The 24,291-nt window shown below is 66.3% G+C and carries 25 protein-coding genes; 8 read left to right on the top strand and 17 right to left on the bottom strand.

Annotation, left to right across the window (positions count from 1 at the left end; translation table 11 throughout):
- Positions 1–106: 106 nt before the first annotated feature.
- From CH296_RS25425 to CH296_RS25450, 6 genes are all read right to left on the bottom strand, one after another.
- Positions 107–1,210, bottom strand: coding sequence for an alkane 1-monooxygenase (locus CH296_RS25425; RefSeq protein WP_045199982.1), 1,104 nt, complete (start codon positions 1,208–1,210; stop codon positions 107–109).
- A 266-nt stretch (positions 1,211–1,476) separates the two neighbouring features.
- On the bottom strand, positions 1,477–2,994 hold the full coding sequence (locus tag CH296_RS25430; RefSeq protein ID WP_032398289.1) for an amino acid permease: 1,518 nt from the start codon (positions 2,992–2,994) through the stop codon (positions 1,477–1,479).
- Positions 2,995–3,144: 150 nt separating this feature from the next.
- Positions 3,145–4,374, bottom strand: coding sequence for a mannose-6-phosphate isomerase, class I (gene manA / locus CH296_RS25435; RefSeq protein ID WP_094685916.1), 1,230 nt, complete (start codon positions 4,372–4,374; stop codon positions 3,145–3,147).
- Positions 4,374–5,516 carry a tobH protein gene (locus CH296_RS25440; RefSeq protein WP_094685917.1) on the bottom strand — a complete coding sequence of 381 codons (1,143 nt, stop codon included), beginning with the start codon at positions 5,514–5,516 and terminating at the stop codon, positions 4,374–4,376. The genes manA and CH296_RS25440 overlap by 1 nt, the downstream gene beginning before the upstream one ends.
- A 71-nt stretch (positions 5,517–5,587) precedes the next feature.
- Positions 5,588–6,970: a phosphomannomutase/phosphoglucomutase gene (locus CH296_RS25445; RefSeq protein WP_094632549.1), complete on the bottom strand. Its 1,383-nt coding sequence runs from the start codon at positions 6,968–6,970 to the stop codon at positions 5,588–5,590.
- Positions 6,971–7,166: 196 nt separating this feature from the next.
- The gene (locus tag CH296_RS25450) at positions 7,167–7,577 is read right to left on the bottom strand and encodes a DUF3499 domain-containing protein (RefSeq protein ID WP_176459173.1); all 411 of its coding nucleotides are present in this window, start codon (positions 7,575–7,577) and stop codon (positions 7,167–7,169) included.
- Positions 7,578–7,649: 72 nt separating this feature from the next.
- On the opposite strand from CH296_RS25450, the gene CH296_RS25455 reads away from it, so the two are divergent.
- Positions 7,650–8,129 (top strand): metallopeptidase family protein, encoded by a 480-nt coding sequence (locus CH296_RS25455; protein ID WP_094685918.1) that lies wholly within the window; start codon positions 7,650–7,652, stop codon positions 8,127–8,129.
- Between the two features lie 30 nt (positions 8,130–8,159).
- Here the strand turns inward: CH296_RS25455 and CH296_RS25460 are convergent, their stop codons facing one another.
- Complete coding sequence (locus CH296_RS25460; RefSeq protein ID WP_027496498.1) at positions 8,160–8,393, bottom strand: WhiB family transcriptional regulator; 234 nt, start codon at positions 8,391–8,393, stop codon at positions 8,160–8,162.
- A gap of 713 nt (positions 8,394–9,106) precedes the next feature.
- Here CH296_RS25460 and cofD point away from each other — a divergent pair.
- The 3 genes from cofD (at position 9,107) to CH296_RS25475 (ending at position 12,018) form a co-directional block, all read left to right on the top strand.
- Positions 9,107–10,081: a 2-phospho-L-lactate transferase gene (cofD, locus tag CH296_RS25465; protein WP_032397657.1), complete on the top strand. Its 975-nt coding sequence runs from the start codon at positions 9,107–9,109 to the stop codon at positions 10,079–10,081.
- Complete coding sequence (locus CH296_RS25470) at positions 10,078–11,448, top strand: coenzyme F420-0:L-glutamate ligase (protein WP_094685919.1); 1,371 nt, start codon at positions 10,078–10,080, stop codon at positions 11,446–11,448. Before cofD ends, CH296_RS25470 begins: the two co-directional genes overlap by 4 nt.
- A 108-nt stretch (positions 11,449–11,556) precedes the next feature.
- Positions 11,557–12,018 (top strand): NUDIX hydrolase, encoded by a 462-nt coding sequence (locus tag CH296_RS25475; RefSeq protein ID WP_094685984.1) that lies wholly within the window; start codon positions 11,557–11,559, stop codon positions 12,016–12,018.
- A gap of 13 nt (positions 12,019–12,031) precedes the next feature.
- Here the strand turns inward: CH296_RS25475 and CH296_RS25480 are convergent, their stop codons facing one another.
- The 3 genes from CH296_RS25480 to rfbD are packed head-to-tail and all read right to left on the bottom strand — an operon-like array spanning position 12,032 to position 14,916.
- Positions 12,032–13,126 (bottom strand): sugar phosphate nucleotidyltransferase, encoded by a 1,095-nt coding sequence (locus tag CH296_RS25480; RefSeq protein WP_032397655.1) that lies wholly within the window; start codon positions 13,124–13,126, stop codon positions 12,032–12,034.
- Positions 13,116–14,027, bottom strand: coding sequence for a glycosyltransferase family 2 protein (locus CH296_RS25485; protein WP_032397654.1), 912 nt, complete (start codon positions 14,025–14,027; stop codon positions 13,116–13,118). Before CH296_RS25485 ends, CH296_RS25480 begins: the two co-directional genes overlap by 11 nt.
- Before the next feature lie 34 nt (positions 14,028–14,061).
- Positions 14,062–14,916 carry a dTDP-4-dehydrorhamnose reductase gene (rfbD, locus tag CH296_RS25490; protein WP_094685920.1) on the bottom strand — a complete coding sequence of 285 codons (855 nt, stop codon included), beginning with the start codon at positions 14,914–14,916 and terminating at the stop codon, positions 14,062–14,064.
- Positions 14,917–15,358: 442 nt separating this feature from the next.
- On the opposite strand from rfbD, the gene CH296_RS25495 reads away from it, so the two are divergent.
- Positions 15,359–16,783, top strand: coding sequence for an LCP family protein (locus CH296_RS25495; RefSeq protein WP_094657222.1), 1,425 nt, complete (start codon positions 15,359–15,361; stop codon positions 16,781–16,783).
- A 59-nt stretch (positions 16,784–16,842) separates the two neighbouring features.
- Positions 16,843–17,568: a TIGR03089 family protein gene (locus CH296_RS25500; protein WP_094685921.1), complete on the top strand. Its 726-nt coding sequence runs from the start codon at positions 16,843–16,845 to the stop codon at positions 17,566–17,568.
- Here the strand turns inward: CH296_RS25500 and CH296_RS25505 are convergent.
- From CH296_RS25505 to CH296_RS25515, 3 genes are read right to left on the bottom strand one after another with little or no spacing between them, the layout of a single operon-like run.
- A complete protein-coding gene (locus CH296_RS25505) occupies positions 17,556–17,945 on the bottom strand; it encodes a hypothetical protein (protein WP_373557302.1) in 390 nt (129 codons plus the stop codon). The genes CH296_RS25500 and CH296_RS25505 overlap by 13 nt on opposite strands.
- Positions 17,942–18,481 (bottom strand): 5-(carboxyamino)imidazole ribonucleotide mutase, encoded by a 540-nt coding sequence (gene purE, locus CH296_RS25510; protein ID WP_094656951.1) that lies wholly within the window; start codon positions 18,479–18,481, stop codon positions 17,942–17,944. Before purE ends, CH296_RS25505 begins: the two co-directional genes overlap by 4 nt.
- A complete protein-coding gene (locus CH296_RS25515; protein WP_373557309.1) occupies positions 18,474–19,676 on the bottom strand; it encodes a 5-(carboxyamino)imidazole ribonucleotide synthase in 1,203 nt (400 codons plus the stop codon). The genes purE and CH296_RS25515 overlap by 8 nt, the downstream gene beginning before the upstream one ends.
- 198 nt (positions 19,677–19,874) lie before the next feature.
- On the opposite strand from CH296_RS25515, the gene CH296_RS25520 reads away from it, so the two are divergent.
- On the top strand, positions 19,875–20,435 hold the full coding sequence (locus tag CH296_RS25520) for a GtrA family protein (RefSeq protein ID WP_179277813.1): 561 nt from the start codon (positions 19,875–19,877) through the stop codon (positions 20,433–20,435).
- 5 nt (positions 20,436–20,440) lie between these two features.
- Here CH296_RS25520 and CH296_RS25525 read toward each other — a convergent pair whose 3' ends face one another.
- From CH296_RS25525 to CH296_RS25540, 4 genes are read right to left on the bottom strand one after another with little or no spacing between them, the layout of a single operon-like run.
- Positions 20,441–21,760 carry a HAMP domain-containing sensor histidine kinase gene (locus tag CH296_RS25525; protein WP_032397649.1) on the bottom strand — a complete coding sequence of 440 codons (1,320 nt, stop codon included), beginning with the start codon at positions 21,758–21,760 and terminating at the stop codon, positions 20,441–20,443.
- A gap of 6 nt (positions 21,761–21,766) precedes the next feature.
- Positions 21,767–22,447, bottom strand: coding sequence for a response regulator transcription factor (locus CH296_RS25530; protein ID WP_037190266.1), 681 nt, complete (start codon positions 22,445–22,447; stop codon positions 21,767–21,769).
- A 39-nt stretch (positions 22,448–22,486) separates the two neighbouring features.
- Positions 22,487–23,086, bottom strand: coding sequence for a PH domain-containing protein (locus CH296_RS25535; RefSeq protein WP_045199999.1), 600 nt, complete (start codon positions 23,084–23,086; stop codon positions 22,487–22,489).
- A 47-nt stretch (positions 23,087–23,133) separates the two neighbouring features.
- Positions 23,134–23,970, bottom strand: a complete 837-nt coding sequence (locus tag CH296_RS25540; protein ID WP_045200001.1) for a biotin--[acetyl-CoA-carboxylase] ligase — start codon at positions 23,968–23,970, stop codon at positions 23,134–23,136.
- 96 nt (positions 23,971–24,066) lie between these two features.
- On the opposite strand from CH296_RS25540, the gene CH296_RS25545 reads away from it, so the two are divergent.
- The coding region (locus CH296_RS25545; RefSeq protein WP_303396054.1) for a carboxyl transferase domain-containing protein at positions 24,067–24,291 on the top strand (225 nt) is incomplete at its 3' end.

Here is a 24,291-nt window from a genome sequence, read left to right on the forward strand (position 1 = left end):
GACTGAGTATCTGTTCCCAGGCTATCGGGTCCGCGCGGCGGCACCACCGGCTGCCCGAGCGAGCAGGAGTGGAACCGGCGAATCGACCGACCGTCGAGAACCCGCTCTACCCGTTTCGTCCGGCTCGCGCCAGGATTCGAGCCCGTTTTCGGGGCAGGATGTTCGCGCGGGCGATATCTCCCTGGTAGTGCGCCGATACCCGCGGATCCATCACCCGACGCCACAGCGGCGGAATTGCGGCGAGGATCACCATCGACGCGTAGCCGGCGGGCAACTGCGGGGCCTCGTCGCAGGAGAGCAGGGTCTGATATCGCTTGCCCGGATTGGCATGGTGGTCGCTGTGCCGCTGCAGGTGGTACAGAAATATGTTGGTGCAGATTCTGTCGCTGTTCCAGCTGTGGCGGGGCGAGCACCGAACGTATTTCCCGCGATCGTTCGTTTCGCGGAGCAGGGCGTAGTGCTCCACGTAGTTCACCATCTCGAGCAGGACGAATCCGACGACGGCCTGCACCAGAAGATACGGCGCGATGGACCAGCCGAACACGATCAGCAACGAACCGAACAGCACCACACTGAGCAGCCACGTGTGCAGCAGCGCGTTGGAAGGGCTGGCGACCGAGCGGCCCTTGCGCCGGAGTCGTTGCGCCTCGAGTTTCCAGGCGGAGGCAAGGCCGCGGATCGTGCTGCGCGGCACGAAGGTCCACACACTCTCGCCCAGTCGTGCGCTCGCAGGATCCTCCGGCGTCGCCACCCGGACGTGGTGACCGCGATTGTGTTCGACGAAGAAGTGTCCGTACAGCGTCTGGGACAGGGCGACCTTGGCCAACCAGCGCTCGTGCTGCTCGATGCGATGGCCCAGCTCGTGAGCGGCGTTGATGCCCGTGCCTGCCACCAGGCCCACCGTGACCGCGAGGCCGATCTTGTCCACCACGCTCAGATCGCCGTAGGCCCACATCCAGCAGGCGACGAAGAGTCCGACGAACTGCACGGGCAGAAACAGATACGTACACCATCGGTAGTACCGATCGTTCTGCAATTTTTCGCTGGCCGACGCATCCGGATTGTGTCCGTCCTCGCCCGCGATCAGATCGATCACCGGAATGATCACGAAGAACACCAGCACGCCGCTCCACCAGAAGAGCGGCATGCCCGTCCAGTAGACCAACTGCGACGGCAGTAGCGCCGACGCCGGGGCCAACAGCCCCAGCATCCACAGATAACGTTTGTTGTCCTGCCAGCGAACCGACCGTTCACTGGCCTTCGAATCCCGCCCCCCGAAAGCGACACCCGAATCCTCCGTAGAAGTGATTCGGCCGTCCACACTCACTGTTGCAACACCCTCTCATCGAACTTTTTGAGTCCTCCAAGTCTGTTTTCGAGGGTATAACATTCCCGCGGTCTGATGTGACGCTATCTAAATTCGCCGCACAATCGCTGGTCAGCGGTCATGAACGCCCAGCGCTGTCACTGCACGGGTCAGCGCTCGGGCTTCTCGGTCCTGGACTTGCCTGCTTCTCGCAGCCCCATCACCGAGTGACGCCTGCCGTACAGGACGTAGATCACGACGCCTGCGGCCATCCAGACCAGGAACCGCAACCACGTCTCCACCGACAGGTTGAGCATCAGCCACAAGCAGGCCAGGACGGCGAGAATCGGCACCAAGGGAACCCACGGCACCCGGAAGCCACGCTCGAGGTCGGGTCGAGTCCGGCGCAGAACCAGCACACCCGCGGACACCAGCACGAACGCGAACAGCGTGCCGATGTTCACCATCTCCTCCAGCGTTCCCAGCGGAACGAAGGCAGCGAGGAGACCGACGATGACACCCACCAGAATCGTCGTCCGAACCGGCGTGCCCTTGCTTCCGGTGTGTGCCAGTCCCCGCGGCACCAGTCCGTCGCGCGACATCGCGAAGAGCACTCGGGTCTGCCCCAACATCAACACCATCACCACGGTCGTCAGACCGGCGAGGGCACCGAACGAGATGATGTTCTTGGCCCAGGTCAACCCGTTCAGCTCGAACGCCGTCGCCAGCGTGGAGCTGTCGCCGGCCAGATCGGTGTACTTGACCATTCCGGTCAGCACCAACGTGACGGCCACGTAGAGCACGGTCACGATCGCGAGCGATCCGAGAATCCCGCGCGGCAGTGCCTTCTGGGGTTCCCTGGTCTCCTCCGCGGTCGTGGCGACCACGTCGAAACCGATGAACGCGAAGAACACCAGTGACGCCGCAGCCAACAGTCCGTACCAACCGAAGGTGCTGCCGCCGGCACCGGTGACGAACGAGAACAGCGACTGGTGCAGCCCCTCACCGGTCGACGCAGGCTCCGACGGCGGAATGTAGGGATCGTAGTTGGCGACCTTGATGTAGAACGCGCCGACGACCACGACGAAGAGAACGACGATGACCTTCACCGCGGTGATCACCAGCGACACCCGTGAGGACAACTTGGTACCCGACGCGATCAGCACCGTCAGGACCACCACGATCAGCAGTGCGCCCCAGTCGAAATTCAGAGAACCGATCTCGAGCACCGGAGCGGACGTACCGAGCAGATCGCCCAGATAGAGCGACCATGCCTTCGCCACCACGGCGGCTGCGAGGCCGAACTCGAGGATCAGATCCCATCCGATGATCCATGCGATGAACTCGCCGAACGCCGCGTACGAGAACGTGTACGCACTTCCCGCCACGGGCACCGTCGACGCGAACTCCGCGTAGCACAGCGCCGCGAGGCCACAGGCGATCGCCGCGAGCACGAAGGCCAACGACACAGCCGGTCCCGCAACGTTTCCTGCGGTCCGCGCGGTCAGGGTGAAGATGCCGGCACCGACGGCGACGGCGACGCCGAACACGGTCAGATCCCAGGATCCGAGTTCTTTCCGAAGTTTCGTGTCCGGCTCGTCGGTGTCCTCGATCGACTGCTCGATCGATTTGGTCCGGAACCAACCCGTCGTACGTGGGGTCTTCGCGGGCCGGTCTGCTCTGGTCATCGGGTCTCCGTATCGCCACTTCACATCTACCGACGGATCACCGAACTCATCCGTCACTACGATTCACTGTGGCATCAGACTATTGCCTACGGGCACGCCATCGGACCGATCTCACGGTTCGAATCGGCAGACGCTCCGTGAACGCGCGATCTACAGGCGGCCAACGGAGGCCACGAACACCTCGGCCTCGCCCGAATCGGCGGTCACGGTGACGGATTCGTCTGCAGCGGGTATCCATGCCGAGCTGCCCTGGGGCACGGTCAGGTCGAACTGTCGGTCTGCGGTAGCGGCGACGACGGTGCCACTCGTGCACAACAGAATTCTCGGGCCGGAGCCGGGAACGGCGACCGTCTCCCCCGCCGCAACCGCAGTCCGACTCAGCGCGAATTCCGGTGCAGGCGTCGGATACAGATAGGTCGGTCGATCGTCGACACCCGGAGTGATGGGCGAGATGTCGGCAGGCTCGAAATCGAGCACCCGCAACAGTTCCGGGACGTCGACGTGTTTGGGGGTCAGTCCGCCGCGGAGCACGTTGTCGGAGTTCGCCATGATCTCGACCCCGGTGCCGCGCAGGTACGCGTGCAGATTTCCGGCGTCGAGGTACAGACCCTGGCCGGGAGTCAGGTTCACCCGATTGAGCAGCAGCGCCGCGAGCACTCCGGCGTCACCGGGATACGACTCCCCGAGCTCGAGCAGAGTTCTGGCCTCGGCGGCGAATCGTCCACCGTCCGTGCGTGCGGGACCGGAGAGATAGTCGATGCATCCTTGGGCGACGGCAGGCAACATGTCGTCGAGTGCCTGCCCGGGCAGCGTGATCCACGAGGTGAACACGGTGCGCAGCCCCGAGGCATCGGGCTGGGCGGCCAGCAGAGTTCGATACCCGCTCAGGGCGGGGACGGCCAACGCGTCGAGCAGTTCGACGGTCTCGGTCGGACGCCGGAAGCCTGCCAACGCCTCGAATTCCGTGAGCGCGACGATCAGTTCGGGCTTGTGGTTCGGATCCCGGTAGTTGCGTACCGGAGAGTCGATCGGGACACCCGCGGCGTTCTCGCGTGCAAAGCCTTCACGTGCCTGAGCACTGCTGGGATGCGCCTGCAGAGACAAGGGCTCTTCCGCGGCAAGCAGTTTCAGCAGGTACGGCAGGCGTGACTCGTACTGCTGCGCGGAGCCACCGAGATGAGTACCCGGATCGTCGTCGATCAGCGTGAGCAGCGGGGTGCTGCCGCCCTCGTGCACCACATGCGCGGAGTCGGCCGGATGAGCGCCGAGCCAGATTTCTGCCTCGGGATGATCGGACGGCACCGGGCGTCCCTGAATTCGAGCCAGAGCGGTTCGCGAACCCCATGCGTAGGACCGAACCGCGCCTCGCAAGAGCTGCACTAGCTACCGCCCATCAACAGCAGATACGCGGCAGTGGTGTCCAACCGCGTGGCCAACACGACCATCGTGTCGAGCACCGAGAGTCTATCCGGATCCCGCACCGGTGGGGGGCCGTCGAATTCGGAACGTGCGTGCTCGCCACCGAACAGCGCCTCGCTGGAATCGGCGAGCAACATTTCCGACTCCGGTACACCTGCGATTCGTCGTTCGGTCATCGCACGATCGACGTCCGAGGCCACCACGACGACGCGCATCGGCAGCGCAGGCGGTGGTCCGTCGAGCTGCTCGTCGTGAAAGAACGAGTCGAATGTCTGTGATGTGCCGGATGATTCGACGACGGACGCCCGAATGGATGCGGCAATGACGTCACCCAATTCCCCCGCACCGACGACGACACCCGCCACGCGCAGCAGCACCTCGCTGCCGTGCCGAGCGACCTCGACCGCGGCAGGACTGCCCCCGGTCAGCACGACGCGTCGACCGTTCAACCCACTGGCGAGGGCCTTGGCCGGATTGTGGAACATCTCGTTGGACGGGCTGTTCCTCACCGCCTCCGCGTCGAGCAGGTCCGCAAGACGAGACAAATTGGGCAGCAACGTCTTCCACGATCCGCCGGCAACCGCACCGAGTACCGCGACGAACGCCGCGAGGTAACGCATCAGTGCGTTGTGGTCACGAACCGCGATTCGCGGCGGCAACCACATGACCCTGGCTCCCCGGACGGCACGCAGCGGCCCCTCCTCGGGGGCAACCACCACGACCTCTGCGCCACGCCGGGATGCCGCGTCGACCGACTCTGCCAGCCGCGGATCCCCTGCGTCGTCGCCTGCCACCACCACCACGTCGAGTGGGCCGATCCACGGCGGGGTACCGGTGCTTCGCACGAGGGGGACGCCGAGGCGGTCACCGAGCGCAGCGACCAGCAGTGACGCTGCCCGACTGCTCCGCCCGTCGCCGGTCACGATCACCACGCTCCGGGGACGCAGATCGGCCAGCCGGGCGAGGACCGACTCGTCGACCGCGGTCGCGACGGCACGAACCTGAGCGCCCGCCAGCGCTGCGCTGCGCAGGGAGCCCTCGCGATCGGCTGCGATGAGAGCATCCGAATCGTCGAGATCGACCAGAGACGACACTGCCGTCATGGCTGCGACACCTCCCCTTACCTCACCCGCTCGAAACGTCTGCATACCCACTCACGGGCCCTCGGTCACCACTATTCCAGTCCGGCGCGAACGATGCTCAAGATCTCCGTCGAAAGTGCGTCGACTTCTTCGCGGGTCCGCGCTTCCACATTGAGTCGAAGCAGGGGTTCGGTGTTGGATGCCCGCAGGTTGAACCAGCCGCCGTCGGCCAACTCGACCGTCACGCCGTCGAGGCGGTCGATTCCGGCGGTCCGATCGGCGAACGCCGCGAGCACGGCCTCGGTCCGTTCGGCTGCGTCACCGACCGTCGAGTTGATCTCTCCCGACGCGCTGTAGGTCTCGTAGGTGGCCATCATCTCCGACAAGGGGCGATCCTGTGCACCGAAAGCCGCGAGAACGTGCAGCGCAGCGAGCATGCCCGAGTCCGCTCCCCAGAAATCACGGAAGTAGTAGTGCGCCGAGTGCTCGCCACCGAAAACGGCTCCGGTGTCGGCCATCTGCTGCTTGATGAAAGAGTGGCCGACGCGGGTGCGGACCGGCGTGCCACCGAGCTTCTCGACCAGCTCAGGTACCGCACGGGAGGTGATCAGATTGTGGATGACGACCGCGCCCGGCTCCTTGGCCAGCTCGCGCTCGGCCACCAGGCAGGTCACCGCCGACGGTGACACCGGGTCGCCCTTCTCGTCGACGACGAAGCACCGATCGGCGTCGCCGTCGAAGGCAAGGCCGATCTCGGAGCCGGTCTCGACGACGAATCGCTGCAGGTCCACCAGGTTCGCCGGGTCGAGTGGATTGGCCTCGTGATTGGGAAAGCTGCCGTCGAGTTCGAAGAACAACGGTTCGATCGTCACCGGCAGCGGCGCGAACACGGCGGGCACGGTGTGCCCGCCCATGCCGTTGCCTGCATCCACCGCGATCTTCATGGCGCGAATCCCCGACAGATCGACCAGTTCGCGCAGGAACTGCGCGTACTCGGTCAGCACGTCACGAGACGTCACGGTCCCGGCGGGGCCGTCGAACTCCGGTACCCCGTCCACCAATTCGGCCTTCACCGTGGCCAGACCGGTGTCCTGGCCCACGGGCTTCGCACCGGCGCGGCAGAGCTTGATCCCGTTGTACTTCGCCGGGTTGTGACTGGCGGTGAACATCGCTCCCGGGCATTCGAGCAGGCCCGAGGCGAAGTAGAGCTGATCGGTCGACGCCAGGCCGATGTGCACGACGTCGAGCCCCTGAGCGGTGACGCCGTCGGCGAACGCACGAGAGAGTGCGGGCGACGAATCACGCATGTCGTGCCCGATGACCACCGAACGCGCGGCCCCCGCCTCGTCACGAACCAATCGAGCGAACGACGCACCGACGTCGCGCACGAACGCCTCGTCGATCTGCTCGCCCACGACGCCTCGGACGTCGTATGCCTTGATGACGGCGTTCACGGATTCTGCGGTTCGGGCCACGAAGATTCTCCTGGTGATCGTTGTCGACGACGCCGCACATCGGCGTCGGAAATCGAGCGTCGGTAGCGGTGCGATCCACACCAAGTATCGGCTGAACCTTGCGGTCCGTTTCTGTCCTGCTCCCCGAACCTTGCCAGACGGCAGACGGACCGGCCAGTCGGACCGACGGACGCCACACTCGGTGTCCTCGGGCGGCTCAGGACGTGGGGTCGGGAAGAACTCGGAGGTGGCCGCGCCTGCCCGTTCGGACGGCCGGAGCGGATCGGCGTTCGGTCTCGGACGGCCGGGAGATCGAGCGATCGGAGCTCTCGCGATCCTCGGATCGGACGCGATCGCCGCGACCCGCTTCGCGTACGGCTTCGGCGAGCGCCGTCAGATCGTCCTCGTCGGGGCTCGACGTCGAGTAGCCGCCTTCGTAGCGCACCAGTTCCCAGCCCTTGGGAGCGGTGGTGGTCGACGCGTGCACCTCGCACAGATCCCAGGAATGCGGTTCGTCGACTGTGGCCAGCGGTCCGACGACCGCGGTGGAATCGGAGTAGACGTATGTGAGCGTCGCAACGGCAGAACGGTTGCAACCAGGCCTGCAGCAGCCACGCAGTGATCTCACGAGTGCAGAGTATCCGGTGGGTGCAACCGACCGAACGACCGACACACCGGACGAGCGCGATAACCTCCCCGTATGCCTCGTTTCTCATCCGCGCGCCGGATCACTTCTCGGTCCGTGGCCCGACACGGACGCGGCATCCGCGGACCGGTTCTGCCCGAGGACATCCCGGCGCGGCGCTCACGGGCGGAGAAGTTCGACCGGCTGGTGCTCGAGGCGTTCGCACGGATCGATCATCAGTGGCACGAGAAGCTCTCGAAGCTCGACATCGCCGTGGACGAGGTACCCAAGATCAGGGCGTTGGATCCGGAATCGGTGACGTGGCCACCCGAGGTGGTGGCGGAGGGTCCGGTACCGCTCTCACGCCTGGTACCCGCTGGCATCGACAAGCGCGGGGAGACGACACGCGCCAGAGTGGTGCTGTTTCGGCGGCCGTTGGAACGACGCGCCAAGCATCCGGAGGATTTGGAGGATCTGTTGTTCGAGGTTCTGGTCGAGCAGGTGGCCACGTATCTCGGCATCGACCCGGACGAAGTCGACCCGGCCGGGGAGTGATCGACCCGTCGGGAGACCGAACCGAACTGCTCAGCCGATTCCGCGCTTGAGCCTGCGACGCTCCCGCTCGGACAGCCCGCCCCAGATACCGAACCGCTCGTCGTTGGCGAGCGCGTATTCGAGGCACTCGTCCTTGACCTCGCAGCCGAGGCAGATGCGCTTCGCCTCGCGGGTGGATCCGCCCTTCTCCGGGAAGAAGGCCTCGGGGTCGGTCTGCGCACACAGGGCGCGTTCCTGCCACTGGTCCTCGATTTCCTCGAACATCTCGTCGAAACCCGCGACGAGACTGAGGAACGGCTTGGCCGGTGGAACCGACTCGGCGACGAACGGCATCGAGTCGACGTCGGAATCCGAATCGAGTTCCGCGTCGGCGTCGATGACGTCGACGTCGTCGGTCTCGTCCGTCGGGACGACGTACGCAGAACCCGCATCGATCGAGACGCTGGAATCTGCGCCGATGCCGGACTCGGTTTGCGGCGCGTCGTCGACAGCGCTGAGATGTGCAGTGGGTCCGCCCCGCTGATCACGTGTCACGTGCTGGTCATACATCGCTTCCGCCTCCTCACCTGTGGTAGCGCAGATACTTTCGGTCCTCGTGTTCTCGAATACCTTGCCCCGCGCGGTCATTCGATCGAGCTGGTCCAACGTGCCGGATCCGACTCTCGACCTCTACTCGACGTCCAGTCAGGGACGAACAGGAAGGGAACGAGTGTTCGAAACCAGGTTCGCCGCAATCGAACTCGTGCTGCGAACACTGAATGACATACCTGTGATTAGACACGTCCAGGTGTGTCGCGGTCAAGCCGATCGCGCAAATCCAATACCATCACATGCCCGAAATCGGCGCTCTCCCCGAATCGAAGCCCGTCCCGTGCGTGTCGCATCGGTTCTGGCACGCGCAAACCGGCCACACGGACGTTGCGGCACGGGGTGGGCGCTCACCCCGCACCAGCGCAACCCCATTAGGCTCGCGTGTTGTGAAAGTTACTGTTCTGGTCGGCGGCGTCGGTGGCGCTCGGTTTCTGCAGGGCCTGAAAACGTTGTTCGGCGACGAGCCCGAGCACGAGATCACCGCCGTGGTCAACGTCGGCGACGACGTGTGGATGCACGGACTGCGCATCTGCCCGGATCTCGACACCTGCATGTACACCCTCGGCGGCGGAATCGACACCGATCGAGGCTGGGGTCGGATCGCGGAGACCTGGAACGCTCGGGACGAGTTGGCGGCCTACGGTGCCGATCCCGACTGGTTCGGACTCGGCGACCGCGACATCGCCACGCACCTGATCCGCAGTCGTATGTTGCGCACCGGCTTTCCACTGTCCGCCGTCACCGAAGCTCTGTGCAACCGTTGGCAACCGGGAGTCCGGCTGCTACCCGTCACCGACGATCGCTCCGAGACCCATGTCGTCGTCACCGATCCCGACGACCCGAGCGGCGAACAGCAGCGCGCAATTCACTTCCAGGAGTGGTGGGTTCGGTATCGCGCACAGATCCCGACCCACAGCTTCGCCAACATCGGAGCCGAACAGGCAACTCCGGCACCGGGAGTCGTCGAGGCGATCACCGAGGCCGATGCCGTCGTCCTCGCGCCGTCCAACCCGGTGGTCAGTGTCGGTGCGATCCTCGCAGTGCCGGGTATCCGCGGTGCGCTTCGCACGACGGATGCCAAAGTCGTCGGCCTGTCCCCCGTCGTCGACGGTAAGCCGTTGCGCGGCATGGCCGACGAGTGCCTGTCCGTCATCGGAGTCGAGACCACGGCGCAGGCGGTGGGCCGTCATTACGGAAGCCGGAGCGGTACCGGCATTCTCGACGCATGGCTGGTGCACACCACCGATACGGCGGTCGTCGACGGAGTGGACGTGCAGTCGGTTCCGTTGCTGATGACCGACCCCGAGACCACTGCAGTGATGGCACGCACTGCACTGCGCGCAGCCGGACTCGACCTGTGACCGACTCCCACACCACACACACCGCACCGAGTGATCACGCGCCCGGCGGGGCCATCGAAATTCTTCCGGTGACCGGGCTCCCCGAGTTCCGGCCGGGCGACGATCTCGCTGCGACCGTCGCGGACCGTGCGCCGTGGTTGCGTGACGGCGACATCCTCATCGTCACCAGCAAGATTCTCTCCAAGGTCGAGGGCCGTCTCGTACAGGCACCTCGCGATGCAGACGAGCGAGATGCCGTCCGCAGAGTCCTGGTGGAACAGGAAGCCGTACGCATCGTCGCCCGCAAGGGCCGCACCCTCATCACCGAGAATCGACTCGGCATCGTGCAGGCCGCGTCGGGAATCGACGGCTCCAACGTCGACGGCGGCGAGCTGGCGCTGCTGCCCGAGAACCCCGACGCCAGTGCCGCAGCACTCCGCACTGCCCTCGGGGTGCTCCTGGGGGTGACGGTCGCCGTGGTCGTCACCGACACCATGGGGCGGGCGTGGCGGATCGGCCAGACCGACGCCGCCATCGGAGCGGCGGGCCTCGGCGTCGTACATGCATACGCCGGAGCCGAGGACGGCCAAGGGAACGAGCTCGTCGTCACCGAGGTCGCGATCGCCGACGAGCTCGCTGCCGCAGGCGATCTGGTGAAAGGCAAGCTGGGCGGGGTTCCGATCGCCGTGGTGCGCGGACTGACTCCGGTCGACGACGGTTCCACCGCCGCAGCCCTCCTGCGCGGTGGTGAGGACGATCTGTTCTGGCTCGGCACGGCCGAGGCACTCGATCGTGGTCGACGCGAAGCCCTCCTGCTCCGACGGTCGGTGCGCTCGTTCACCGACGAACCTGTCGATCCCGACTCCGTTCGTGCTGCCGTGTCCGATGCCCTCACCGCCCCTGCTCCGCACCACACCCGTCCGGTCCGTTTCGTCTGGGTCAGGACACCCGCGCTGCGCCGTCGGCTGCTCGAGGCGATGCGAGAGCAATGGCGAGCCGACCTGACCGCAGACGGCCTGAGCGAGGAGCGAACAGCAGCACGACTGAGCCGCGGCGACATTCTGTTCGACGCTCCGGAGATCGTGATCCCGTTCTGTGTGCCCGACGGCGCACACTCCTACCCCGACGAGCGGCGACGGGCGGCGGAGGACACGATGTTCACCGTCGCCGTCGGCGCGGCCGTACAGGGTCTGCTCGTCGCTCTCGCGGTTCGTGACCTGGGCAGCTGTTGGATCGGCTCGACGATCTTCGCGGCCGACACCGTGCGCGCCGAACTCGGCCTGCGAGCGGATTGGAAAGCCATGGGGGCCATCGCGATCGGGCACTCCGCCGAGCCGCTGACCGTGCGGGAGCCAGTGGTGCCCGGCTCCTCGCTGCTGGAGGTCTGAAGCGTGTCGGCGGCGACGCCGCGTCGTTCGACACTGTGGAACTCGGTCGGCACGGCCCTGCACGGCTGGGCACCCTCCGACTCGGGAGACGAATCGCTCCGGCACACCATGCTGGCGTTTCTCGACAGCAATCCCGACGCCTGCCTGCGCGCCAACCGGGCCGGACACTTCACCGCGTCCTCGCTGGTGCTCGACGCATCGGGAGCCCATGTGCTGCTGACGCTTCATCCCAAGGTGGGTCGGTGGATTCAACTCGGTGGCCACTGCGAACCGACCGACGAGACCGTGGTCGACGCCGCGCTACGGGAGGCCACCGAGGAATCCGGGATCGCCGATCTGACCATCGATCCGATACTGCTCTCGGCGCACACCCACCCGATCACGTGCTCGCTCGGCGCACCGACGCGGCACCTCGACCTCAGATTCCTGGTCCGGGCCCCGGACGGCGCGCGAGCGGTCCGCAGCGAGGAATCGACGGATCTGCGCTGGTGGCCGGTCGATGCATTGCCCGACGACGCCGAGCGAGAGACGATCGACCACCTCGTCGCACTCGCTGACCGCCGCCGCTGACGGCGAGCACGCCTCAGACGTCGGTGGAGAAGCGGACTCCACCGTCGGGCAACTTGACCCCGGGCCACACGCGCGCGCCGCGGAGCAACTCGCAGCGAGCACCGATGTCGGCACCGTCTCCGATGACCGCGTCGCGCACCAGTGCGCGAGGTCCGATACGGGCCCCGAAGCCGAGGATGGATCTCTCGACGACGGCCCCTGCTTCGACGATCGCACCGTCGAACACGACGGCCCCGTCGAGGCGGGCACCCGCCCCGATCTCGGCACCGCGTCCGACGACGGTTCCACCGATCAGCAAGGCACCCGGGGCCACGCCTGCACCCGGATGAACCAGTGATTCGCCGCGATCACCGTGCAGTGCAGGCGACGGCGCGATGCCGCGAACCAGATCGGCCGAGCCCTTGACGAAATCCTCCGGTGTTCCCATGTCGCGCCAGTAGGCACTGTCGACGTGCCCGTAGACCTTCTTGTCCTCGGCCAGCAAGGCGGGGAACACCTCTCGCTCCACCGACACCGGGCGATCGGACGGAATGGACTCGATGATCTCGCGCTTGAAGACGTAGCAGCCCGCGTTGATCTGATCGGTCGGCGGGTCCTGAGTCTTTTCGAGAAACGCTGTCACCCGGCCTGATTCGTCCGTCGGTACGCAACCGAACGCGCGCGGGTCACCGACGCGAACCAGATGCAACGTGACGTCCGCATCGGTGGTTCGGTGCGTATCGAGCACCGCTGTCAGATCGGTGCCGCCCAGGACGTCGCCGTTGAAGACCATGACGTTCTCGGCGCGCAGACGCGGCAGTACGTTTCTGATACCTCCACCGGTGCCCATCGGCTCGGTCTCGAAGACGTACTCGAGCTCGATGCCGAGCGAGGATCCGTCCCCGAAATGCTGCTCGAACACTTCGGCTTTGAACGATGTACCGAGAACCACGTGCTCGATGCCTGCGGCCTTGATGCGCGCCAGCAGGTGCGTGAGGAACGGCAACCCAGCGGTGGGGAGCATCGGCTTGGGTGCCGAGAGCGTCAGCGGCCGGAGCCGAGTTCCCTTGCCGCCCACCAAGATGACTGCGTCGGTACGTGCGGCACCCGATGTGGAACTATCCGACATGTCCAGCCTCTGTTCTCTCGTCCGATACTCGTCCGTCAACTGCCCGCGCCCGAAGCGCTCCGGCCACAACGATCTTCGAGCGAAGACCGAGACCTGCGCGCAGGGCCCATCGTAAGGGAGCCTGCCACGTCCGGTCGTGCCGATCGGCCTGGAAGCGGTACGCGCTGGTGTGATGTGCGGGCAACATCACTTCCGGATGCCGTCCTGCCGCATGACCTTTCGAGTGGGTCACCTCGACATCGGGAACGTAGACGTTGTGCCAGCCCGCTCTTCCGAGCCGGTCGCCGAGATCCACGTCCTCCATGTACATGAAGTAGCGCGAGTCGAATCCACCGATCGAGTCGAACGCCGAACGCCGCAGCAACAAGCACGATCCCGACAGCCACCCCACCGGACGCTCGCTGACCGTCTCGTTCTCCTGGCGATACCGCCGAGTCCACGGGTTCGTCGGCCACAGTTTGCCCAACACCGCATGGCCTGCACCGGACGTGAGATCGGGCACCGACCGTGCCGACGGGTAACGCGAGCCGTCGGGCTCACGAATGAGCGGTCCGAGGGCACCCGCCCGTGGCCAACGCGCCGCAGCGTCGAGCAGGCCGTCGAGGGATCCGGGATGCCACCGCACGTCGGGGTTCGCCACGACGACGAACTCGACGTCGGGGTCGATCTCGGCCACCGCGCGGTTGACCGCTGCGCCGTAACCGATGTTCGCTCCGGTTCGCAGCAGTTCCGCCTCCTCGAACGCGGCCTCGGCTGCCTCGGGCGTGCCGTCGACCGAGCCGTTGTCCGCCATGATCACCCGAAGGGGACGCGTCGTCGCCTCACGCAGAGACGTCAGGAACTGGTCAAGGTATTCGCCGGGTGAATAGGTCACCGTCACCACGGCCAGCTCGGAACTCACGCGGGCAAGACTAGCCCGATCTCGCGTCCGACCCTCATGTCGACTGCGTCAAGGCGGCCGCCAACGCGTCCGACCACGGCCGCGCCGGGGTCAGACCGGCATCGACCCATGCAGTCGGTGACAGCACCGAGTACGCGGGCCGAGGTGCCGGAACGACGTACTCGGCGCTCGAGCACGGCTGCACTCGCTCGGGATCGGCACCGATGCCCGCGAACACCGCGCGTGCGAGGTCGAACCAACTGGCCTGCCCCGCATTGGTGTAGTGCAGCGTTCGACCGCGCACAGCAGGATCGGCTTCGAGCTCGAGCAGGCCCGACGCCAGATCGAAAGCGAACGTGGGCGACCCGACCTGGTCGTCGACCACCGAGATCGTCTCGCGCTCACCTTCGAGTCGACGCATCGTGGTCACGAAATTCTTGCCGGTGTTGTCGTACACCCAGGCGGTCCGCACGATCACGGCCTCGGGCAGTTCCTCGTGCACCGCGAGCTCGCCTGCGAGCTTGGTGCGTCCGTACGCCGACTGCGGTGCGGTCTTCGCATCGACCTCGTACGGTTCTGTTGCTGTGCCGTCGAACACATAATCGGTGGAGACGTGGATCAACCGAGCCCCGACACGCCCGCAGGCGCGCGCGAGATTTCGAGGGCCGTCCGCGTTGACCGCCGATGCCCGTGCCTCGTCGGTCTCGGCGGCATCGACCGCGGTGTACGCGGCACAGTTGATCACCGTTGCCCCCGCTGTCACCGCCGCAGCCACGGCGTCGGGGTCGGTGATGTCCAGGTCGGCGGAGGAATATCCGCACACCTCGACACCGTCACCTCGTTCGGCGGCCAGAGACATCACTCGGCGGCCCAACTGGCCGTGTGCACCGGTCACCACGATCGCATTCACGGTTGCCAAGTGTGGCACGCCGCGTTCGCTTCGGCGAGGCAGCGACCGGTGCCAAGTAACCTTCGAACGGCGGGGGGAACAACGAAGTAGGCGGGTGTCTCAGACCGGCCGGAAACGAGAGAGGGTCGTCACGGTGCCACGAGATCCAGGCACGCCCGGAGGTGAGCGCACTCCCCCGCCGAGGCGGAGCGCTCCCCGGCGACCCGACGGCCCCCGAGCGCGCACCGCGGGCCGCCCCACCGATCGCGGGGACGCTGCTCACCGATACGGCGACGACGAACTCCGCGGAGAAGGCAGACGGAGAACTCGCAGCGAACGTGCGGACAGATCGCGCCGGCCGGAACGACGCAGCGCTCGCGGTGGCGTCGAGCAACCCGAATCCGACGGCAGGTCGCCTCGCGTCGGCGGTACCCGCTGGCCCGCGACGCACGTCGCGGTCGCGGTGCTCTCGATCCTGGTTCTGCTGGTGACCGGTTTCGCTTGGCGCAGTGTCGACAGCCTGCGCTCGAACATCGCCACCGCGGGCGGTCTCGGTCTCGGCGGAGCCGCCGACGGTGCCGTCGACATTCTCATGGTCGGCACGGACAGTCGTACCGACGCCCACGGCAACGCGTTGTCCCCCGCCGAACTCGCGTCTCTGAACGCAGGCGAGGAGGTGGCGTCCAACACCGACACGATCGTGCTGATCCGCGTCCCGAACGACGGTTCGTCGGCCACTGCGATCTCCATCCCGCGAGACTCGTACGTCGAGGTTCCCGGTATCGGGATGTCGAAGATCAATGCTGCGTACGGCGCGACGAAGGAGAACAAGCGGCTCGAATTGGTGGAGCAGGGTGTCACCGACGCCGATGCCGAATCACAGGCCACCGAAGCCGGGCGCGAGGCCCTCATCGACTCCGTCGCCAACCTCACCGGCATCACCGTCGATCACTATGCCGAGGTGGGTCTGCTCGGCTTCGTGCTGCTGACCGATGCCGTCGGCGGCGTCGAGGTGTGTCTGAACAACCCTGTGCAGGAACCACTGTCGGGTGCGAACTTCCCGGCGGGCGAGCAGAATCTTTCCGGTTCGCAGGCTCTCAGTTTCGTCCGACAGCGGCACGATCTTCCCCGCGGAGACCTGGACCGCATCGTGCGCCAGCAGGTGTTCATGGCCTCGCTGGTGCGAAGTGTGCTCAGCGCCAAGACACTGAGCAACCCCGCGAAACTGGGCCAACTCAGCACCGCAGTTCAGCGATCGGTGACGCTCGATTCCGACTGGGACATTCTGCAGTTCGCCACCCGCCTGCAGGATCTCGCAGGCGGCAAGGTCAAGTTCGAGACGATCCCGGCAGTCGACATCAATGCGACGACCGACTACGGCGAATCGATCGTGCAGGTCGATCCGGCCGCGGTGAAGAAGTACGTCGAAGGACTGCTCGGCGACGGCAATTCGGCGGAGGCCAACGCCGAGGATTCGGACGCACCGGTTGTCGATCCGTCGACGGTGACGGTCGACGTCGCGAACGACAGCGGGATCGACGGACTCGCCAACGGTGTCGCCGGCTCGCTGACTGCACTGGGATACGTCGACGGCACCATCGGAAACTACGAAGGCTCGTCGATTTCCGCGAGCCGTATCCAGGCTGCCGATGTGGACAGCGATGCCGCGCGTGCCGTGTCGGCTGCCCTGGGCGATCTGCAGATCACCGCCGACGACTCGCTGCCTGCGGACACCGTGCGCGTGGTCCTCGCGAACGACTACGCGGGGCCGGGCTCGGGGCAGGCCGCGACTGCGGAAACCATTGCTCCCGAATCGGGTACGGCGGTTCCCGAGGCACCGGCGGCTCCGATCGACGCCGGTTCCACCGGTCCGATGTGCGTCAACTGATCGGTGCCGCTCGCCGAGCGTGTGAATCGGTGGCGTCGAGCGTCATCTAGGGTGCTGGGGTGGCTTCGAATCTGACTCAGACCCTGCTCGACCCGATTCTCGCCGCCGATCCGGCCGGTCCGCGCGTGACGTTCTACGACGATGCGTCCGGTGAGCGGGTCGAGGTGTCGGCGGTGACCCTCGCGAACTGGGCCGCCAAGACCGCCAACTTGTTGCGCGACGAGTTCGCCTTCGAGGTGGGTGGCAGGGTGAGTGTGCTGTTGCCCGCGCACTGGCAGACGGCTGCGGCGCTGCTGGGAGTCTGGTGGGCAGGCGGCGAGGTGATCATCGGGGCCGACGACTCCGCGGACGTGGCGATGGTGTCGGGCGATCGGCTCGACGAGTCTCCCGAGGCGGACGAGGTGTTGGCGTTCTCGCTCGACGCGTTCGGCAAGGCGGTTCCCGATCTGCCGATCGGCATGACCGATTACGCGACGTCGGTGCGGGTGCACGGCGATCAGTTCAGGGTCGCGGGTTCCTCGAGCGCAGGCGCGGCACTGGACGGGCGTTCGGTGGACGAGGTGCTCGCTGCCGCTCGTGAGCGAGCCGACGCACGGTCATGGACGGCCTCGGACCGGATCGCCTCCAGCGCGTCCTGGAACACGGCCGACGAGCTGATCGACGGTCTGCTCTCGGTTCTCGTCGTCGGCGCGTCACTGGTTCAGGTGGCCAATCCGGACGAGACGAAGTCCCAGCGGCGGGCCGAGACCGAAAAGGTCACCGCCACCGCTGCTCAGCCGGGCTGACGGTAGCCACCGTCGGCGAGTCCGGCCTCGATCTCGTACTTGTTCGCCGAGCCCCGATGCCGCGCTTCCTCGGCGAGGTAGCGGAACGGGAAGGTGAGCCCGAAGTTCGCCCATTGGTCTGCGTGTACGGCCTCGTGCCGCAGAACCCGACGGGCGGTGTTGCCCTTCGTCAGATAGGCACCGCCGAATGTCGTTCCGCCGCGGCCGAACCCGCCGCGCAGCCCGGTGCACACGAACAGGGAGAATTCGTCGTCGAAGCGCGCCGTACCGCGCCAGAGCCGGGCATAGAGCAACGCCAGCCGTGTCACGAGCATGGACTGCCGACTACCGCGACCTGCGCGCTCGATCTGCTCGCTGCGTGACACGGCTGCGCTCACCCGAGCAGAGTGGTGCGCAGTGCTTTGTCCTTCTCCAGCACCATGGCCTCGAGCGAGGCCTGGAACGCAGCCATCCGTTCTTGCAGAGCCGGATCGGATGCACCGAGAATCCGGACCGCGAGCAGCCCTGCGTTGCGTGCACCACCGATGGAGACGGTGGCCACGGGAACACCGGCGGGCATCTGGACGATCGAGAGCAGCGAGTCCATACCGTCGAGGTACTTCAGGGGCACCGGAACGCCGATGACCGGCAGCGGCGTCGCCGACGCGACCATGCCGGGCAAGTGGGCCGCTCCCCCGGCACCGGCGATGATCACCCGGATCCCGCGGCCTGCGGCCTCGCGCGCGTAGTCGAGCATGCGCTGCGGGGTGCGGTGCGCCGACACGACGCCCACCTCGAAGCGAATCCCGAATTCGGCCAGTGCTTCTGCTGCTGCTTCCATGGTGGGCCAGTCGGAGTCGCTGCCCATGATCAGGCCCACGGCAGGAGTGGAGCCTGCGGAACGACCATCGGGGGCAGGAGTGTTGTCAGTCATCGTGCGGGTCCCATCCGTCGGTCCATTCGGCGTGCGACATCCAGTGCGCTGCGCGTTCGGCTCGCTCGCGCACCGCGGCCACGTAGGCGGGGTCGGCCAGCGAACCCGATTGCGCGCCCAGGATGTTCACGTGGCCGATCTTGCGATCCTTGCGCTCGCCCTTGCCGTATAGGTGCACCTTCGCATCGGGCATGCGGGCGAACAGGTGATGCAGCCGCTCGTCCATCGTCATCTCGGGGGCCTCGGGCGCGCCCAGAATGTTGGCCATCACCGTCACCGGAGCGAGTGGATCGGTGTCGCCGAGCGGGTAGTCGAGTACCGCGCGGAGGTGCTGCTCGAACTGCGAGGTGCGACACCCGTCCATGGTCCAGTGCCCGGAGTTGTGGGGGCGCATGGCGAGTTCGTTGACCAGGAGCTTGCCCGAGGTGGTCTCGAACAGTTCGACAGCGAGGTCTCCGACGACGCCGAGCGCACCGGCGATGTCGAGCGCGAGCCTGCCTGCGAACGTGGCCACGTCCTCGTCGAGGTCGGGAGCAGGTGCCAGCACGACGGCGCACTGGCCGTTGCGTTGCACGGTCTCCACGACGGGCCACGCGGCACCCTGGCCGAACGGCGACCGGGCGACCATCGCCGACAGCTCGCGGCGCATGGCGACCTTCTCCTCGACCATGAGCGGTACACCCAGGTCGAGTTGGGCAGTGACGATCGCCTCGGCTTCCTCGGCGTCGGCGGGCATCCAGACGCCGCGCCCGTCGTAGCCGCCGCGAACGGCCTTGAGTACCACCGGCCACCCGTGCTCGTCTCCGAACGCAATCGCGTCCTGTGCCCACGAGACCTCGGCGTAGGCGGGACCGGGCGCGCCGAGTTCGGCGAGCTTGCGGCGCATACGAAGTTTGTCCTGGGCGAAGATCAACGCACTCGGTGGCGGTTGCACGTTGACGCCTTCCGCCACGAGAGTCTCGAGGTGCTCGGTCGGCACCTGCTCGTGGTCGAAGGTGAGAGCGTTGGAACCGGTCGCGGCCGTGCGGAGCGCATCGAGGTCGTCGTGGTGCCCGAAGACGACGTCGGGGCTGACCTGAGCTGCCGGCTCGTCGGCACCCGCGGCGAGGACGCGAAGAGTCTGTCCGAGTTCGATGGCGGACTGGTGAGTCATTCGGGCGAGTTGCCCGCCGCCGATCATCGTCACCACGGGCATTCCGGTCGACGACGGGCGCGCAGCGGTGGGGCGCGGTTCGGTACCTGTCACGGCTCACCATGGTGTCATGTCGCGCGCATTCGGTCCGAACCGGCGTCTCGCCCGTGAGAGCGCATGCTGGGCGAGGACCTGTGGAAACCCTGATGATAGGAGCCTCGGTTCGGCGAACCCGGGGTGGGTTTCGTAGACTTCACCGTTGTGCCGACGATCGCAAGCGTGCTCCAACGCTTACCCACGCCCATTCGGGACCTCGCGATCCGGCACAGTGAGCTGATCAAGTTCGCCATCGTGGGTGGCACGACGATGGTGTTCGACCTCGTCATCTTCTACTCGCTGAGCCTGACGGTGCTCGAGCAGAAGCCGGTGATCGCCAAGATCATCTCGGGTGTTCTCGCCACCCTGCTCAGCTACTTCCTCAACCGCGAGTGGGCATTCAAGCATCGCGGCGGACGCGAGCGGCACCACGAGGCGCTGCTCTTCTTCGCGATCAGCGGCATCGGCGTGCTCATCGCAGCCGGTCCCCTGTGGATCGCGAACAACGTCTTCGACATTCGCGACGCCAGTGAGTCGCTGACCACGGTGGTCATCATCGACTTCGTCCTCAACTACATCATCGGCAACCTGCTGCAGATGGCATTCCGGTTCTGGGCACTGCGCCGCTTCGCCTTCCCCGAGGACAACGCGCGCACCATCTTGGAAGTGGACGCCGAACGCAACGAGGACCCGACCGACGCAGCGGACGCACTCGACCTTCCCTGAGACGATCAGCGCGGCTCGCGCCGAGGCACGGCAGCCGACGGTTCACGCCACGCAGGCAGGAATACCGAGAAGAGCGCCGGACGGCGGCGCTGCAGTTCCAGCCTGCCGCCGTCCGCCTCGATCAGCGCCCGGGCCAACGCGAGCCCGACACCGGTGGAACCGGCTCCCGAGAATCCACGGTCGAAGATGTGCGGAGCGAGTTCGTTGCTCACCCCCGGTCCCTCGTCCGAGACCTCGACACAGACCAGTCGTTCACGGCGTCCCTCGGTGCTCTCGACCGCCGAGACGGCCCGAACCGCCACTGTGCACGCTCCTTCTCCGTGCACCAGGGAATTGTCCACCAGAACCGAGACCGCTTCGCGCAACCGCGAGCCGGTCACCGAGGCCTTCAGGTCCGCATCACCCTTGAGCACCAGGGTCCGCCCCACGTCCTCGAAGTTTCGCTGCCACTCGACGACGGTGCCGATCAGTTCCTCGACGACCGAGACCTCGTGCGCGTCGGCAGCGCCGTCACTTCGAGAGGATCGAACGAGCTCGTCGATGGCAAGGGTCAGTCGGTCCACCTGATCCATCGCCTCGTTCGCCTCGTCGACCACTGCCGGATCCGGGTGCGTGGAGATCTCGTCCAGGCGTAGACGGACGGCGGTCAGGCGGCTGCGAAGCTGATGCGAGACGTCGGCGACCAACGTGTGTTCACGTTGCAGCCGCCCGGCGATCTCGACGGTCGCAGAATCGAGAACTTCCGAGACCCGATCGAGTTCTGCGATGCCGTGCCGTCGTGGGTCCGGCCGAAAGTCGCCCTCGGCCAGGCGGGCGGCGCGCCGCGCCACATCCTGCAACGGGTCGGCCAGCCGCTTGGCCGTCGCTACGGCCACGACGGTGCCTGCCATCGCCGATGCGAGAACGACGAGAGTCACCGCTCCGAGCGCCTGGCGCTGAAGGGAACGCATGTCGTCGGACGGGACTTCGAGGCGAAGCGAACCCGAGGTACCCATCGACAGCGATTCGACGAGCGGTCGAGGCACGGACGACTGCCCTATGTCCGCGCGCGATGCGGCATCCTCGGGGGTCGGGTAGATGACCACGAGCCGGCCACCCTGTGGGATCGCCAACCGGAGCGAGCCGATATCGAGCTGGCCCTCGATCAGCCCCGCCGACCCTTCCTGCGAGATGATCTCGGCCGCCATTCGATCCAGGCGGGCCTGCAAGTCGTTGCGGGTGAAATCCTCCACCCACAACCACGCGGTGTACATCAGGGGCAGACCGAGCAGCAACGCCGTCATGACGACGACAGCGAGAATCGAGACCAGAATCCGGCGCCGCATCGACCGCTAGTCGCTGTTGATACGGAAGCCGACGCCGCGCACCGTCGCGATACGACGCTCGGCCACCGGTCCTTCGTCGCCGATCTTGCGACGCAGCCAGGACATGTGCATGTCGAGGGTCTTCGATCCGCGCAGCTCCGCGTCGCCCCAGACCTCACGCAGGATCACCTCGCGAGAGACGACTTGGCCCGCATGGTCGAGCAAGACCTTGAGCAGCTCGTACTCCTTGTTGGCCAGAGATATCTCGGTGCCGCCGACCAGGACGCGTCGAGCAGCGGGTTCGAGACGAATGGCACCGACCTCGATCGGGGAATCCTCCCCGGCACCACGGCGGCGGAGCAACGCACGTACGCGGGCCATGAGCTCGGCGAGCCGGAAGGGCTTGCCGACGTAGTCGTCGGCCCCGGCGTCGAGACCGACCACGAAGTCGACCTCGTCGGTTCGTGCGGTGAGCATGAGTACGGCGACCTCGGATCGGTTGGCACGCACCTGCCGACACACTTCGAGGCCGTCCATCCCCGGCAGGCCGAGGTCGAGTATCAACAGGTCGAACTTTCCATCCAGCGCGCGCTGGAGGGTTGCGGGGCCGGTCTGTTCGACGGTCACCGTGTAGCCCTCGCGTCCGAGAGCTCGGGACAGGGGCGCAGCGATGGCTTCGTCGTCTTCGGCAAGCAGCACGTCGGTCACATCGGTCACCATACGGTTCGAAGGTGAGAACAGCCTGTGTTACCTGCGTTTCCCGGCTCGCCAACCTGGTTTGGACTCGACAGCCGAATCCTCGGGAATCGGCTCGAACGCTCCCTGCAGGCCGTGCACGGATTCCCGGCGATACTCCATCGAGTCGAATACCTGCTGGTAGAGCAGGGAATGCACGCGTTGTACGTGCGGAATGTCGTCGAACTCGAGCGGATCGTCCGATGCCGAGGCGATGATGAGCGTCCCGGTTCGCAACATCCGGTCGAGGAGTCCGTGGCGAAACTGCACGTTGCTGATTCGGCTCATCGGAATGTCGATGCCGGAGTGGGTGAGCACGCCCTGTCTGATCAACACTCGCCGGTCGGTGACGATGAAATGCGTGCACTTCCAGCTGATCAGCGGCACCAGGCACCGCCACACGACGATCGCCACCCACAGCACCGCGGTGGCGATCATGGCGACGTTCGCGGCGGTCGATTCGAGCCGCGCACTCGCGACTCCGAGACCGACCCCTGCCAGGCCGGTGACCAGAACGAATGTCACCGACGGCAGGACGAGCATCTTCCAGTGGGGGTGATGATGGAGCAGGAGCTCTTCCTCGTCGGCCAACGCGTCCTGTGGGTAACCCACGTGCACTCCTGACTACTCGCTTCGACTTCCGTCGAGTCGATATGGTCTCACGAGAGGGGTCGGAGATGAGTGACATCACCGGCGGCCACAGCCAGCACCGACGGCGCGTCGGACCCTTGCTGCTCGACCTCGATCACGATCCGGCCGTGCTCGTCGACGTCGATTGCCGTTCCCACCTTCTCGTCGCCGCCGGGCAGATCGACTCGTACACGCTGCCCGATGGTGCCGCACCTCTCCCGGTACCGGTGGACGAGGGCGTCGGTGTTCCAGTTCGAGTCCCGCCACGAGTCCACCTCGGCGGCCATTCCCCGCAGGATCGCCCGAACCAACGTGTCGCGGTCGAGAACCGCAGCCCCTTCCAGCGCCAGTGACGTCGCCGTGGGCACCGGCAGCTCGTCGCTCGTCATCGACACGTTCACTCCGAGCCCGATGACGACGGTGGGCGAGGGCCCGTGCGCGGCGACCTCGGCCAGGATGCCCGAGACCTTCTTGCCACCGATGAGGACGTCGTTGGGCCATTTCAATCGAGCATCGACTTCACCGACGGTGCGCAACGCGTCGACCAGTGCGATTCCGGTCATGAGCGATACCCACCCGAGCACGGCCGGATCGATTCCGGGGAACTTCAGCAGCATCGACACCAGAATCTGCGACCGCGGCACACCGGAGAACGGTCGCGCGTGCCTGCCGCGTCCGCTGTCCTGATGTTCGGCGATCAGTGCCGTCCGGTCCGCGTAATTCGCTGCGCCCGCGATCAGGTCCGCGTTGGTCGAACCGGTTTCCGCTACCACGTCCACCCGAGACCAGGAGGCCTGCGGGCCGTCCACCAGTGCCCGGCGAAGCGCGCGAACGTCCAGTGGTGGGCGATCGAGGTTTGTCCACATACGCACCAGCATATGGGCTCGGCGACAGGCCCAGGGCCTGCCGCGAACCACCCTCGGTCGGGGCGCAGATCACACTCGCAGTTAAAGTAGTGCCCCATGACCAGCGTCCAGGATTCCACTGCACACGGGTCGGCCGAAGCCCCCGATATCCATACCACTGCGGGTAAATTGGCCGATCTTCGTAAACGTCTCGCGGTTGCGGAGATTCCGTCCGGTGAGGCAGCGGTGGACAAGGTCCACGCCAAAGGCAAGCTGACCGCCCGTGAGCGGATCACCGCCCTGCTCGACGAGGGCTCGTTCGTCGAACTCGACGCCCTCGCC

The sequence above is a fragment of the Rhodococcus sp. 14-2496-1d genome, assembly GCF_002259365.1.
Lineage (GTDB): Bacteria > Actinomycetota > Actinomycetes > Mycobacteriales > Mycobacteriaceae > Rhodococcoides.